14 protein-coding genes are annotated in these 14,102 nt (G+C 70.4%); 10 read left to right on the top strand and 4 right to left on the bottom strand.

Annotated elements, in window-relative coordinates; translation table 11 throughout:
• Positions 1 to 218: 218 nt before the first annotated feature.
• Entirely contained in the window at positions 219 to 707 is a 489-nt protein-coding gene (locus AB0I77_RS24265) for a MarR family transcriptional regulator (protein WP_363284761.1), read from the bottom strand.
• A 100-nt stretch (positions 708 to 807) separates the two neighbouring features.
• Between AB0I77_RS24265 and AB0I77_RS24260 the strand changes: the two genes are divergently transcribed.
• The 9 genes from AB0I77_RS24260 to AB0I77_RS24220 all read left to right on the top strand — a co-directional run bounded on the left by AB0I77_RS24260 (position 808) and on the right by AB0I77_RS24220 (position 11,636).
• Entirely contained in the window at positions 808 to 1,233 is a 426-nt protein-coding gene (locus AB0I77_RS24260) for an HGxxPAAW family protein (RefSeq protein ID WP_363284760.1), read from the top strand.
• Between the two features lie 49 nt (positions 1,234 to 1,282).
• Positions 1,283 to 2,155, top strand: a complete 873-nt coding sequence (locus AB0I77_RS24255; RefSeq protein ID WP_363284759.1) for a DUF2797 domain-containing protein — start codon at positions 1,283 to 1,285, stop codon at positions 2,153 to 2,155.
• 165 nt (positions 2,156 to 2,320) lie between these two features.
• Complete coding sequence (locus tag AB0I77_RS24250) at positions 2,321 to 2,920, top strand: hypothetical protein (protein WP_363284758.1); 600 nt, start codon at positions 2,321 to 2,323, stop codon at positions 2,918 to 2,920.
• Between the two features lie 306 nt (positions 2,921 to 3,226).
• The gene (locus AB0I77_RS24245) at positions 3,227 to 3,967 is read left to right on the top strand and encodes a response regulator transcription factor (RefSeq protein ID WP_363284757.1); all 741 of its coding nucleotides are present in this window, start codon (positions 3,227 to 3,229) and stop codon (positions 3,965 to 3,967) included.
• On the top strand, positions 3,964 to 5,601 hold the full coding sequence (locus AB0I77_RS24240; RefSeq protein ID WP_363284756.1) for a HAMP domain-containing sensor histidine kinase: 1,638 nt from the start codon (positions 3,964 to 3,966) through the stop codon (positions 5,599 to 5,601). Before AB0I77_RS24245 ends, AB0I77_RS24240 begins: the two co-directional genes overlap by 4 nt.
• Positions 5,602 to 5,615: 14 nt before the next feature.
• On the top strand, positions 5,616 to 6,923 hold the full coding sequence (locus AB0I77_RS24235) for a bifunctional glycosyltransferase family 2/GtrA family protein (protein WP_363284755.1): 1,308 nt from the start codon (positions 5,616 to 5,618) through the stop codon (positions 6,921 to 6,923).
• Positions 6,920 to 9,145 carry a glycosyltransferase family 39 protein gene (locus tag AB0I77_RS24230; RefSeq protein WP_363284754.1) on the top strand — a complete coding sequence of 742 codons (2,226 nt, stop codon included), beginning with the start codon at positions 6,920 to 6,922 and terminating at the stop codon, positions 9,143 to 9,145. The genes AB0I77_RS24235 and AB0I77_RS24230 overlap by 4 nt, the downstream gene beginning before the upstream one ends.
• A gap of 105 nt (positions 9,146 to 9,250) precedes the next feature.
• Entirely contained in the window at positions 9,251 to 10,747 is a 1,497-nt protein-coding gene (locus AB0I77_RS24225; protein ID WP_363284753.1) for an MFS transporter, read from the top strand.
• Positions 10,748 to 10,868: 121 nt separating this feature from the next.
• Complete coding sequence (locus tag AB0I77_RS24220) at positions 10,869 to 11,636, top strand: TetR/AcrR family transcriptional regulator (protein WP_363284752.1); 768 nt, start codon at positions 10,869 to 10,871, stop codon at positions 11,634 to 11,636.
• Positions 11,637 to 11,685: 49 nt separating this feature from the next.
• Here AB0I77_RS24220 and AB0I77_RS24215 read toward each other — a convergent pair whose 3' ends face one another.
• The gene (locus tag AB0I77_RS24215; protein ID WP_363284751.1) at positions 11,686 to 12,153 is read right to left on the bottom strand and encodes a PPOX class F420-dependent oxidoreductase; all 468 of its coding nucleotides are present in this window, start codon (positions 12,151 to 12,153) and stop codon (positions 11,686 to 11,688) included.
• A 167-nt stretch (positions 12,154 to 12,320) separates the two neighbouring features.
• Here AB0I77_RS24215 and AB0I77_RS24210 point away from each other — a divergent pair, with 167 nt between their 5' ends.
• Positions 12,321 to 12,710 (top strand): hypothetical protein, encoded by a 390-nt coding sequence (locus AB0I77_RS24210; RefSeq protein ID WP_363284750.1) that lies wholly within the window; start codon positions 12,321 to 12,323, stop codon positions 12,708 to 12,710.
• Between the two features lie 6 nt (positions 12,711 to 12,716).
• Here the strand turns inward: AB0I77_RS24210 and AB0I77_RS24205 are convergent, their stop codons facing one another.
• Entirely contained in the window at positions 12,717 to 13,538 is an 822-nt protein-coding gene (locus tag AB0I77_RS24205) for a YceI family protein (RefSeq protein ID WP_363284749.1), read from the bottom strand.
• Between the two features lie 138 nt (positions 13,539 to 13,676).
• Positions 13,677 to 14,102 (bottom strand): carboxypeptidase regulatory-like domain-containing protein (locus tag AB0I77_RS24200; RefSeq protein WP_363284748.1); only part of this gene is annotated, 426 nt, incomplete at its 5' end.

Here is a 14,102-nt window from a genome sequence, read left to right as displayed (position 1 = left end):
TTCAACCCGGCTTCAGCCGGGCTTCACAGCGGGCTTCAGCCGAGCGTCCGCTCGGATCCGCTCGGATTCGCTCGGATGTGTTCGGATCAGTCGAGATCGGCTGGGATCGGCTGGGATCAACGATGCCGTCGTACGGTCGCGGGAACGATGGAGTGCCCTACCGAACTGGAGGTAGGGCTGGCTATACCGTGCCCAGGCAGGTATCCCCCGAGGGCGCGTCAGTTGCCTTCGGCGTCCCGGGTGCGGAGTTCCTCGATGTAGTCGAGGGCGAGGGTGGTCGTGCGGGCGAACCAGTCGGTGAGTACGGCGATTTCGTCGGCGGAGTAGTCGGCGAAGATCTCGTCCAGGCGGGCGTAGTAGGGGCCGTAGAGGGCGTACACGCGGGCGACCGCGTCCGGCTGGGCGGCCACGCGGACGCGGCGGCGGTCCGTGGGGTCGGGGACGCGGGTGACGAAGCCCCTGCCTTCGAGGCGGTTGAGGATGCCGGTCACCGCGCCCGTCGTGACGTGGGCGTGCTCCGCGAGGTCGCCGGCCGTGAGCAGGTTCTCGCCCGCCTTCAGGACGCAGGCGAAGCACAGGAGGTCGGTGACGTTCAGGCCCAGCCGCTGGGCCATCTCCTGCTGGCCGAGGTGGGCGGTGGCGATGAAGAAGTCCATCGCCGACAGCGCCTGTTCCGCGGTGGCGGCGGGGCGCGGCTTGGCTTGCATTGCGTTTCCTCTGTTTCCCTTAGCTCGTGAGAGATATTGTAGTAAATTACTTACGCCGTGAGATACCCGGGAGATATCCGTACGGGAGAGGGGCGGGCACATGAGCGCACACCAGTATGACGAGGGGCACACGGTCGCAGGCTGGACCGGTTTCGGCATCGCGACCGTCGGAACCGCGGTGCTGGGACTGGGGGTGTGCATGGTGTCGGTGCCGATCCTGGCCGCCGGGCTCGGGATCGCGGTCGTGAGCGTCCTCGTCACCTGGGCGCTCCACCTCACCGGCTGGGGCAAGCCACCGGGGCGGCGGCCCAGGGAGCAGTGGGGGATGCGGGTGAAGGATCCGGGGGCGCGGGCCGGGCATCCCGGGTGTGTCGGGTGCCGGCTGGCGGGGCGGGGGGGCCGGCGTACGGCGGCGGTGGGCGAGGTCGCCGTCCCCGCGGGCGGTGAGTCGACACCCACGGCCACCACCACAGCCACCACCGATGCCACCGCTACTGCCTCCGCCACCGCCGACGCCGGGAGCTGACCAGCACCGAAACCGCCATTGTCAGTGCCGCCCTCTACTCTCGAGAGCGATGGCACAGGCATGGAAGTGCTCGGGACTGCGGTGGTCGGCGGACGGTCCCGTGCTGGTGTGGGACAGCGGGCGGCGCAGTGCGCTGACCTGGGGGAAGCGGGTGGCCTTCGGGGTCGCGGAAGGGGGCGGGCGGACATGTGTGGGAGCGCGGGGGCATGCGTGTCCGGTGCGGGCGGCCGTGCCGGGGCGGAGTACGGGAGCGCGCTGCGAGGAGTGCGCGCGGCTGGACCGGGCGCACTCCGTCGCCGCCGACACCTTCGCGGACGATCCGCGGCCGTACCGCGTATATCTGGCGTGGTTCGGGCCCGGCATGGTCAAGGTCGGGATCACCGCCGAAGAGCGGGGCTCCGCGCGGCTGCTTGAGCAGGGGGCCGTCTGCTTCAGCTGGCTGGGCACCGGTCCGCTCATGGCCGCGCGGCGCACCGAGGAGTTGCTGCGCGCCGCGCTCGGGGTGCCCGATCGGATTCCGTACCTCGACAAGCGCGCGGTGCGGGCCGCGTTGCCGGAGACGGAGGCCGAACGGGCGGCTGAGATCGCGGAGTTGCACGCGCGGGCCGTGGCGCTCGGCGGGTGGCCGGAGTCGCTCGTCCCGGCGCTGTGCCAACCGGTCGATCACGCCCGGGTGTTCGGTCTCGGTGGGCTGTCGGCCGCTGTCGGGGCAGTGGGTGAGCTCGTCGCCGGTGGCGCGGTGAGCGGTCGGCTGGTGGCGGCCGCCGGGCCGGACCTGCACCTGGAGACGGATGCCGGGGTGGTCGTCCTCGACACGCGGTTGATGACGGGATGGGAGCTGGTTCCGGCCGGGGGTGGGGAAGTCACCGTGCCGGTACGGCAGTTCAAGGTGCCGCCGAGTGTGCAGGCCGGGCTTTTCTGACGTTCGGCCGGGCTTTTCCGATGTTCATCAGGAGGGGTGTAGGGATGTAGCGGGATGGATGTGAAGGAATGCGGCCACTGTTGCCTACTGGTCAGTCGTGTCCTAGGCATGGGTGATCAAGGGCGTTCACAAGGAACGCATAAGGAAGAGGACGACCTCCGCGTCATGAAACCCCCCACCCGCAAGACGAAACTCCCCACCCTCGCCGCTGCTGCTGCCGCCGGGCTCGCCGCGATACTCCCCCTGGCCGGGACCGCGAGTGCGACACCCTTCGGCGGATACGCGCACCGCACCGTCACCACCGCCGACGGCGCGACCTTCGACCTGCGGCTGGCCGCCGGCCCGACCGTCCTGCCCGCCTCCGGCGGCACGGTCAAGGTCAAGGCCGCCGGGTACAACCGGGCGCAGGGCGTCTTCCTCGCGTTCTGTGCGATACCCAAGGGCGTGGTCGTCGGTGACCCGACGACGTACACCTCCCTGCCCGGTCCCTGTCTCCCCGGCCGGGAGACCAAGGACGGATCCTCGCGCTGGATCACCGACACCGGCACGGGCACGCCCGGGATCACGCTCCCGTACGAGGACGGCGGCCGGTTCAGCACGACGCTGGAGAACGTGCGGCCCGAGATCGCGGACGGGGTCGTCTGCGACAAGACCGTGGAGTGCGCGGTCGTCACCCGTGCCGACTTCACGGCCACCAACGAGCGGCTGTACGACCAGTACATCCCGGTCCACTTCGCGCCCGCCGCGGCGGTGGACGGGCCGTAAGGCCACCGGTCCCTAGGGCCTGTCGTTTGGATCACGCCGCAGACGCGGGGTCTGGCACGCGCATCTGCCGCGTTGTCGTCGGTTGCCGACGCTCCGCGTCGACGCCCTCCTCCGCCTTGCAGCTGCACGCACCAGACCCCGCTCACCGGCACTGAACAGCGCTGTCGATTTCCTGCGACCTGATCCAAACGACAGGCCCTAGTCATGGGTCACCCAGGCGTTCCCTGAGAGTCCCCTGTGCGTTTCTCAGGAAAATCACAGACTGCCGAAAGGGTGTTCTCAGGGGGCGCCGACAAGGTGTTCATCATGACCACGACCTCGCCCCAGGGGCGCACCGAACTGCTCAGGCCGGACGGGAGCCCCGTCCGAGTGCTTGTGGTGGACGACGAGTTGTCGATCACCGAACTGCTGTCCATGGCCCTTCGCTACGAGGGATGGCAGATTCGAAGCGCGGGTGACGGGACTGGGGCGGTCCAGACCGCCCGTGAGTTCCGGCCCGACGCCGTCGTGCTGGACATGATGCTGCCCGACATGGACGGGCTGGCCGTCCTCGGCCGGCTGCGCCGTGACCTGCCGGACGTGCCCGTCCTCTTCCTGACCGCGAAGGACGCCGTCGAGGACCGTATCGCGGGCCTGACGGCCGGTGGTGACGACTACGTCACCAAGCCGTTCAGTCTCGAAGAGGTGGTCGCCCGGCTGCGCGGGCTCATCCGGCGCGCCGGTGCCGCCGACCGGCGCTCGGAGTCCGTGCTGGTCGTCGGTGACCTCACGCTGGACGAGGACAGCCACGAGGTGTCGCGGGCCGGGGACAACATCCACCTCACCGCCACCGAGTTCGAGCTGCTGCGCTTCCTCATGCGCAACCCGCGCCGCGTGCTCAGCAAGGCGCAGATCCTCGACCGTGTGTGGTCGTACGACTTCGGTGGCCAGGCCAATGTGGTCGAGCTCTACATCTCCTACCTGCGCCGCAAGATCGACGCCGGTCGTGAGCCGATGATCCACACCCGGCGCGGCGCCGGCTACCTGATCAAGCCCGCCGCCTCATGAGCGGGCGACGACGGCCGCGTACGCAGAAGAAGCGAGCGGGTAAGCCGCGCACCCTGCGGAGCCGGCTCGTCGTCGCCTCGCTCGTGCTGATCGCGGTGGTCTGCGCGGTGATCGGCACCGTGACGACACTGGCGCTGCGCTCGCATCTGTACGAGCAGCTCGACGGGCAGGTGCGCGAGGTCGCGGCGCGGGCGTCGGGCCAGTTCAAGCCGCCCGGCGATGCCGATGCCGATGCCGATGCGAATGCCGGCCGCGTCCAGCCGAAGCTCATGGGCAGCCTCGACGATTTCGTCGAGAAGGGCCCGCAACCGATCGGCACCGTCGCGGCAGAGGTCAAGAACGGCGCCGTCACCGAGGGCAGGGTCGGCGAGAAGTCCAACGACAACTACGAGATGAACGCGGTGCGGCTGACCGCGGCCCAGCTCAAGGCGCTCGACTCCGTCCCCAAGGTCGCCACGAACCCCAAGGACGCCGCCGCGCACACCGTGGAGATCCCCGGGCTCGGTGACTACCGCGTCATGTACGCGGACGGCCCCAACGGCGCCTACTACGTCGCCATCCCCACCGCCGACACGGACAGCACCGTCAACACGCTGATCCTCGTCGAGCTGAGCGTCACCGCCGCGGGCCTGGTCGCCGCCGGCATCGCCGGTTATGTGCTGGTCGGCGTCGCCACCCGCCCCCTCCGCAAGGTCGCCGCCACCGCCACCCGGGTCTCCGAACTCCCGCTGCACACCGGCGAGGTCAACCTCAGCGAGCGCGTCCCCGAGTCCGAGACCGACCCGCACACCGAGGTCGGCCAGGTCGGCGCCGCGCTCAACCGGATGCTGAACCACGTCCACGGCGCGCTGCACGCACGTCAGCAGAGCGAGATGCGGGTACGGCAGTTCGTCGCTGACGCCAGCCACGAGCTGAGAACGCCGCTCGCCTCGATCCGCGGGTACGCCGAGCTGACCCGGCGCGGCAGGGAGCAGATCGGGCCCGACACCCGGCACGCCCTGGGCCGTATCGAGTCCGAGGCCGGGCGGATGACCTTCCTCGTCGAGGACCTGCTGCTGCTCGCGCGCCTGGACGCCGGGCGGCCGCTCCAGTTCGAGCAGACCGACCTCGTACCGCTCGTCGTGGACACCATCAGCGACGCGCGCGCGGCCGGACCGGACCACACCTGGCGGCTCGACCTGCCCGACGAACCGGCCCTCGTGTCCGCGGACGCGGCCCGCTTGCAGCAGGTGCTCGTCAACCTGCTGGCCAACGCCAGCAAGCACACACCGCCCGGTACGACCGTCACCGCGCGCGTGCGGCGGAGCGGGACGTGGCTGTGCGTGGACGTCGAGGACGACGGCCAGGGCATCCCGCCCGAGCTGCTCCCGCGGGTTTTCGAACGGTTCGCGCGCGGCGACTCCTCGCGCTCGCGTGCCTCCGGGTCCACCGGTCTGGGCCTCGCGATCGTGCAGGCGGTCGCGACCGCGCACGACGGAGCGGTGACTGTGGACAGCGTTCCGGGTCGCACCGTCTTCACCGTTCACCTGCCCGCACTGGGCCCTTCGACGCCCCATCCGGCGCCCGAAACCAACTGGCAATCGCACTCACAGGCACAGCACAGCGCCGCCATATGGGTGCGACAGCGGGCTTGAGTTGAGTCGCTTCCATGCGAACCGACACTTCTCCCGGCCCGCTGCCGGCGCGGGAGCACCTCCCGGCCACAGACGCCGGTACGCCTGTCCTGGACGTAGTGATCCCCGTCTACAACGAGGAGAAGGACCTCCAGCCGTGTGTGCTGAGACTGCACGACCATCTCCAGCGCACGTTCCCGTACGCGTTTCGGATCACGATCGCGGACAACGCGTCGACGGACACCACCCCCCAGGTGTCCGCGCGGCTGGCGGCGGAGCTTCCCGAGGTCCGGGCCTACCGCCTTGAACAGAAGGGCCGCGGCCGGGCCTTGCGGACCGTCTGGTCCTCCTCGGATGCCCCGGTCCTCGCCTACATGGACGTGGACCTGTCCACCGACCTCAACGCCCTGCTGCCGCTGGTGGCGCCGCTGATCTCGGGCCACTCCGACCTGGCGATCGGCTCCCGGCTCGCCCGCAGCTCGCGGGTGGTGCGCGGGCCGAAGCGGGAGTTCATCAGCCGCGCCTACAACCTCATCCTGCGCGGCTCGCTCCAGGCCCGCTTCTCGGACGCGCAGTGCGGCTTCAAGGCGATTCGCCGGGACGTGGCGCAGGTGCTGCTCCCGCTCGTGGAGGACACCGGCTGGTTCTTCGACACCGAGATGCTGGTGATCGCCGAGCGGGCCGGGCTGCGGATCCATGAGGTGCCGGTGGACTGGGTCGACGACCCGGAATCCACCGTCCACATCGTGAAGACCGCGACCGAGGACCTCAAGGGGGTGTGGCGCGTGGGCAAGGCCCTGGCCAGCGGCTCGCTGCCGCTGGACCGGATCACCCGGCCGTTCGGCGACGATCCGCGCGACCGCGAGATCCAGGACGTACCGAAGGGGCTGGCCCGCCAGCTCGTCGGCTTCTGTGTGGTCGGCGGTCTGTCCACGCTCTTCTACCTGCTGCTGTACAGCGTCTTCCGCCAGTTCGGCGGCTCACAGCTGGCCAACGCGCTCGCGCTGCTCGTCTCGGCGGTCGCGAACACGGCGGCCAACCGACGACTGACCTTCGGGGTGAGCGGGCGGAGCGGCGCCGTCCGACACCAGGCGCAGGGTCTGGTCGTCTTCGGCATCGGCCTCGTGCTGACCAGCGGCTCCCTCGCGGCCCTGGGCGCGGCGACCTCCGACCCCGCGCACTCCACCGAACTGGCGGTCCTCATCGCCGCCAACCTCGCGGCGACGGTGCTGCGCTTCCTGCTCTTCCGCGCGTGGGTGTTCCCGGACCAGCGTGAGCCGGCCATGGTCACCTCGCGCACGCCCGTCCCGTCCTCGCCCACCTACTCCAGGGACTCCCGATGACCACGCACACCGACCAGCCGACCCAGCAGGGTCCCTCGGCGTGGGGCCCACCGACAGCCGGTACGGACAAGGCCAGTACGGATACGGCCGTACAGGAGCCGGTGGTTCCGCCGACGGCGCCCGAATCCGGCGAGCCCCAGCAGCCCTTCGTACGGAGACTGTGGCGGGGCCGGCCCGAGGACCCCCGCTGGGCGCGCCCCGCGTTCCTCGGTCTGCTCCTCGCGACGGCCGTGCTCTACCTGTACAACCTGAGCGCCTCCGGCTGGGCCAACTCCTTCTACTCCGCGGCCGTCCAGGCCGGCAGCGACAGTTGGAAGGCCTTCTTCTTCGGCTCGCTGGACGCGGGCAACGCCATCACCGTCGACAAGCCGCCGGCCTCGCTGTGGCCGATGGAGCTGTCGGTGAGGATCTTCGGCCTCAACTCGTGGGCGATCCTCGCCCCCGAGGTCCTCATGGGGGTCGGCACGGTCGCCGTCGTCTACGCGTCGGTGCGCCGCCGGTTCAGCCCCGCGGCCGGTCTGATCGCGGGCGCCGTGCTCGCGCTCACCCCCGTCGCGGCGCTGATGTTCCGGTTCAACAACCCGGACGCGATGCTGGCGCTGCTGATGGCGCTCGCCTGCTACTTCGTCGCCCGGGCGGTGGAGGACGGCCGTACGAAGTGGCTGGTGTGGGCCGGTGTCGCGATCGGTTTCGCGTTCCTCGCCAAGACCCTCCAGGCCTTCCTGATCCTGCCGCCGCTGGCGATCGTGTACGCGGTGTGCGCGCCGGTGAAGCTGAAGAAGCGGTTCGGGCAACTGGCCCTGGCGACGGCCGCGCTGGTCGTCTCCGGCGGCTGGTGGGTCGCGATCGTCGAGCTGTGGCCCGCCTCCTCCCGCCCCTACATCGGCGGTTCGCAGAACAACAGCTTCCTTGAACTGACCTTCGGCTACAACGGCTTCGGGCGCCTCAGCGGCGACGAGACCGGCAGCGTCGGCGGCGGTGGCGGCGGCGCGGGTGGCGGCACCGGGCAGTGGGGCGAGACCGGCTGGGACCGGATGTTCAACTCCGAGATCGGCAGCCAGGTCTCGTGGCTGCTGCCGGCGGCGCTGATCCTGCTCGTCGCGGGCCTGGTGGCCACCGGCAAGCTCAAGCGGACGTCGGCGACCCGCGGTTCGTTCCTGGTGTGGGGCGGCTCGCTGCTGATCACTCTGATCGTCTTCAGCTACATGGCGGGCATCTTCCACCAGTACTACACGATCGCCCTCGCCCCCTACATGGCCGCCGTGATCGGCATGGGCGCGGCGACCCTGTGGGAGAAGCGGGCCGCGATCTGGGCGTCGCTCACCCTCGCGGCCGCGGTCGTGGCGAGGGCCGGCTGGGGCTACGTCCTGCTCAACCGCACCCCGGACTACCTGCCCTGGCTGAAGTGGCTGGTCCTGATCGGCGGCCTGGTCGCCGCGCTCGGCCTGATCTTCGTGGCCCGGCTCGGCCGGCAGCTCGCGCTCGCCGCGGTGGGCCTGGGCATCGTGGCCTCGCTGGCCGGTCCGACGGCGTTCACGCTGAGCACGGTGAACTCCGCGCACACCGGGTCCATTCCGACGGCGGGTCCGGCGCGGGCGAGCATGATGGGCTTCGGCGGCGGGCGGGGCGGCGGTCCCGGCGGTGCCGGTGGCGGTGGCGGCTTCGGCGGTGGAATGCCGGGCGGCGGCCAGAACCAGCAGAACGGCAACGGGAACACGCAGGGCAACGGCTTCCCGGGCGGCGGCACCGGCACCCTCCCCGGTATGCCCGGCCAGAACCAGCAGGGCAACGGCGTTCCCGGCGGCGGTCAGACCGGCGAGGGCGGCCGGATGGGCGGCGGCGCGGGCATGGGCGGTCTGCTCAACGGCGCCACCGTCACCTCCGAGGCCAAGAAGCTGCTGGAGACGGACGCCGACCAGTACACCTGGGCCGCCGCCGCGATCGGCTCCCAGAACGCCGCGAGCTACCAACTCGCCACCGGCGACCCGGTGATGGCGATCGGCGGCTTCAACGGCACCGACCCGTCCCCGACGCTGGCCCAGTTCAAGAAGTACGTGGCGGACGGAAAGATCCACTACTTCATCTCCTCCGGCACCAGCGGCGGCGGCATGGGCGGCAGCGACAGCGGCACGTCCTCGCAGATCACCTCCTGGATCGAGGCCAACTTCAAGAAGGTGACGGTCGGTTCGGCCACCTTCTACGACCTGACGCAGAAGGCGTAACGGGCTGACGGGAAAACAGAAGGGCGGTGGCCACGGCCACCGCCCTTCCTCGTATCTCCGTATCTCTGTTGTACGCCGTATGGGAACTGTTCTACGGTGTACAGCATGACGACGTCTCCCCAGGAACAAGCCTCTGCGCAGACTCAGACAGGCGGCCATCCCCAACGCTGGCTGATCCTCGGTGTCATCTGCCTCGCACAGCTCACCGTGCTGCTCGACAACACCGTCCTGAACGTCGCGATCCCCTCGCTCACCCGGGAGCTGGACGCGGCCACGTCCGACATCCAGTGGATGATCAACGCGTACTCGCTGGTGCAGTCCGGCCTGCTGCTCACCGCGGGCAGCGCCGCCGACCGCTACGGCCGTAAGAAGATGCTGGCGGCGGGGCTGGTCCTGTTCGGTGTGGGCTCGTTGGTGGCCGGCCTCGCGGACTCCACCGCCCAGTTGATCGCCGCACGGGCCGGCATGGGCATCGGCGGCGCGCTGCTGATGACCACCACGCTCGCCGTGGCGATGCAGATCTTCGCGCCCGAGGAGCAGGCGAAGGCGATCGGCATCTGGGCCGCGGTGAACTCGCTGGGCTTCGCGACCGGACCGCTCATCGGCGGCTTCATGCTGGACCACTTCTGGTGGGGAGCGATCTTCCTGATCAACCTGCCGGTCGCGGCGCTGGGCCTGGTGGCGGTCGTGGCACTCGTCCCCGAGTCCAAGAACCCCCAGGGCGACCGGCCCGATCTGCTCGGTGCCGTGCTGTCCACGATAGGGATGGCCTCCCTGGTGTTCGCGATCATCTCCGGGCCGGAGCACGGCTGGACCTCCGGCCGGGTGATGGCTCCGGCGGCCGTCGCGGTCGTGGTACTGGCCGCCTTCGGTTACTGGGAGAGCCGGATCCCCTACCCCATGCTCGACATGCACTTCTTCAGCAACCGGCGATTCACGGGAGCGGTCGGCGGCGCGGTACTGATCGCCTTCGGGATGGGCGGGTCGCTCTTCCTGCTCACCCAGCACATGCAGTTCGTGCTCGGTTACGGCCCCCTGGAGGCGGGGCTGCGTACGGCACCGCTCGCCCTGATGATCGTGGCGCTGAACTTCACCGGTCTGGCGGCGAAGTGGTCGACCAGGCTCGGGACTCCCGTCTCCATCGGCCTGGGCATGACGGTGATGGCAGCGGGCCTCGCCTCGATCGCCACGGTTTCCTCCGGCGGTTACGGCGGCACGCTGCTGGGGCTGCTGCTCATCGGTGCGGGGACCGCGGTCGCCAGCCCGGCGATGGCGCACGCCATCATGAGCGCGATCCCGCCGGAGAAGGCCGGGGTCGGCGCGGGGATCAACGGCACGGTGACGGAGTTCGGGCAGGGGCTGGGGGTCGCGGTGCTCGGGGCTGTGCTGAACTCGCGGTTCGCGGCGTTGATTCCGGTGGGGGTTTCTTCGTTGCCGGCTGCGTTGGCTTCGGCGTCGTCGGCGGAGGAGCGAGGGCGTATCACTGACGCGTTTGCCTCTGGGTTGGAGACGAGTCAGTTGGTGGGGGCTGTGGCTGTGTTGCTTGGGGGGTTGGTTGCTGCGGCGTTGTTGCGTCGGGCTGAGCGGGCAGACTTCGCCTAAGAGCTCGGGGGGCGTGGTGGATGCGCGACTGCACGTCGTGTGTGGTTGATCGCGCAGTTCCCCGCGCCCCTAAAAGGGGCGCCTAAGCTGGTCGGCGTTTGAAAGTTGAGGAAGGTGCGCCATGGTGAAAGCGGCCCAGCGGGCGGGGCGGACCAGTGTGTGGCTGGAGGGCAAGGCGCGGCGGAGCGGGCGTGGGGGCGGGCAGCCGTCGGGGCTCGACCGGGACCGGATCACCGAGGTCACCGTCCGGCTGCTGGACGCCGAGGGGCTGGCCAAGTTCTCCATGCGCCGGCTCGCCGCCGAGCTGAACGTCACGGCGATGTCCGTCTACTGGTACGTCGACACCAAGGACGACCTCCTCGAGCTCGCCCTGGACGCGGCCTTCGGCGAACTGAGCCTGCCCGACCCGGCCGCCGCCGACGAGGACTGGCGGGACCAGCTGCGCGCCCTGGCCCGGGGATACCGTGCCCTGCTGATCCGCCACCCCTGGCTGTCGCCGCTCGCGGGCACCTACCTCAACATCGGCCCGAACTACCTCGCCTTCTCCCGTGCCGTCCAGCAGGTCATGCGCCGGACCGGCCTGCCCGTGCGCCGTCTGACCAGCGCCATCTCGGCCGTCTTCCAGTTCGTCTACGGCTACGGCACGATCGAGGGCCACTTCATCGCGCGCTGCGCCGAGGCCGGCATGAGCCAGGACGACTACTTCCGGCACGCCATGAGCGCGGTCACGCAGTCCCCGGAGGCCGCCGAGGTCATCCAGGAGTCCACGGAGATCATGGAGGCCCGCGGCGGCGACACGGTCGAGGAGATGATGGAGCGCGACTTCGAGTTCGCGCTGGAGCTGCTGGTGGCGGGAATCGAGGCGATGGTGGAGAGGGAGCGGCCCTAGGCCCAATGCCGTTGCCTTACGGGGCCTGGCCTAGGAGCAGGCCGTACGCTCAGCCCTCCACCAGCCGCGCCGGAAAGCCTCCCGTCGCCACCGGCCCCCACCGCTGAGGCGTGACCCGGATGATCGACTTGCCCTGCTTCGTCATGGCCGCCCGGTACTCGTCCCAGTCCGGGTGCTCACCGGCGATGTTCCGGTAGTACTCCACCAGCGGCTCGACGGAGTCCGGCGGGTCGATGACCTCGGCGGTGCCGTCGATCTGCACCCACGGCCCGTTCCAGTCGTCGCTCAGCACGATCAGGCTGACCCGGGGATCCCGCTTGGCGTTGCGGGTCTTGGCCCGCTCGGGATAGGTGGAGACGACGATCCGTCCGGAGTCGTCGACCCCGCAGGTCAGCGGCGATCCCTGAGGGCCGCCGTCGGCCCGCCGGGTCAGCAGGATCGCATGGTGCCGGGGCCGTACGAAGTCCAGCAACTCGTCCAGGGATACGGCGGTATTGGTCGCGATGTTCGGTGCCATGGGGGTCAGCCTAGGACCCCCGGCCCCGGAGTCCGGCGCGGGACACCGACCGGACACCGACCGCACACCGGTCCACCGACCGCACACCGGTCCACGACTCCCGAGGCGGGCGCTCAGTTCGTGCGGACGGCTGCGAGGCCGTGCCCCGAGCGCCTACCGTGACCGGCATGAGCGCGGAAGACCTCAGCCCCGAGGACCAGTGGCCGCTGCCGCCCGCCTGGATGTGGGACTGCGTCGAGTGCGTCCGCCGCTACGAGGCGATGAAGCATGTGCAGGCCGTCATCGCCGGGCTGACTGTGGAGGACCCCGGTGTCGACTGGGACGTCACGGACAGCATCGTCGGGACGCAGATCAGCCTGAGCCGTCATCTGGCCGACGCCCACCGCGAGGCGCTGCCCGACTGGGACCTCGCCTGCGGGACCTGCGCCGGTCACCGGGACACCCTGGCCAAGTGGGAGAAGAAGGCACCGGACCTACTGCCGGGCGCGGTCATGGCGGCCGAGGAGCACCGGGCCCGCCACCTGTTCGCCCCGCCCCGCATCGTCGGCCTCATGTAATAACGGTCAGCCCTGCGGCAGCGACTCCCCCTGCACCGCCTGGACGTCCAGCTCCACTCTCAGCGTCGTACCGATCGCGGCGATGCCCGCCTGGACGACCTGGTTGTAGTCGATGGCGAAGTCCTCGCGCCGCAGCTGGGTCGTCGCCCGGAACGCCGCCCGTGTGCCGCCCCACGGGTCCGCGCCCGTGCCGAGGTAGGCCAGGTCCAGGTCGACCGGCCGGGCGATGCCGTGCAGGGTCAGTTCGCCGTGCACGGTCCAGCGGTCCGAACCGGCCGTCGTCAGCCCGGTCGAGTGGTACGTGATCTCCGGGAACCGCTCGATGTCGAGAAAGTCCGCGGACCTCAGATGCGTGTCGCGCATGTCGTTGCCGGTGTCGATGGACGCGGCCCGGATGACCGCCTCCACGCGGGACTTGGTCACGTCGTCGGGGGCGATCTCTATCGCCCCCGTGAACTGGGTGAACCGGCCGTGCACGCTGGAGATCCCCAGGTGCTGGGCGACGGCGGCCACGCTGGAGTGCGCCGGGTCGATCGTCCACGGCCCGGGCGGCGGCAGCTCGGTCCCGCCCTGCCGGGCCAGCGTCACCGTGCCGACCTCGGCCCGCCCACTGGCGGTGACGAGGGCGCTGGCGGCGGCGGGCGCGTACCCGACGGCCGTGACGATGACGGTGTACGCCCCCGGCGCGAGCTCGGTCGCGTCCCGTACGGCACCCTCGTGGTCGGCCTCGGCGCGCAGCACCTGTGAGCCGGTCATGTCGGTCACCGTGACCACCGCGTGCGACACGGCCCATCCGTCCCGCGTACGAATCCTCGCGGTCAGTCCCATCCCGTTTTCTCCCTGCAAAAGCCTTGCGAACTGGTCAAAACACTGGTCAAAACACTGGTCATAACGCTGGTCATCACGAGACCGGCCCGTGACAGGCACGCCTCCGTTCAGAGCGTGCCCATCACGGGCCGGACTCAACTACTCACTGGGGTGGGCGAGTTCGATGTCGTGGCCGTCGACGCCGTGGCCGTTGAGGGTCAGTGCGGTGGCCCGCGGCGGGTACCCCGTGGCGATGACGGTGTACTCGCCGCCGTCCAGGTCGGTGAAGGCGTACGCCCCGTCCGTCCCGGTCGTGGCGGTGGCGACCACGTTGCCCGCCGCGTCGACCAGCGTCACGCGAGCATCGGCGAGAGGACCGTGCGGAGCGCGGACGACGCCCTCAAGCTGGGCTCCGGCATCGAGGTCGACCTCGATCCGCGTCACCCCCGCGCCGCCGACCTCGACGGGCAGCGCGCGCGGCCGGTATCCGGCGGCGTTCACCGCGAGGGTCACCGCCCCCGGCACCAACTCGGCGAAGGAGAACTCCCCCTGCTCCCCGGTGGTGCCGGTGGCCAGCAGGTCACC

Source organism: Streptomyces sp. NPDC050619 (assembly GCF_040654815.1).
GTDB lineage: Bacteria > Actinomycetota > Actinomycetes > Streptomycetales > Streptomycetaceae > Streptomyces.
This window is presented reverse-complemented; position numbering and strand designations above follow the sequence as displayed.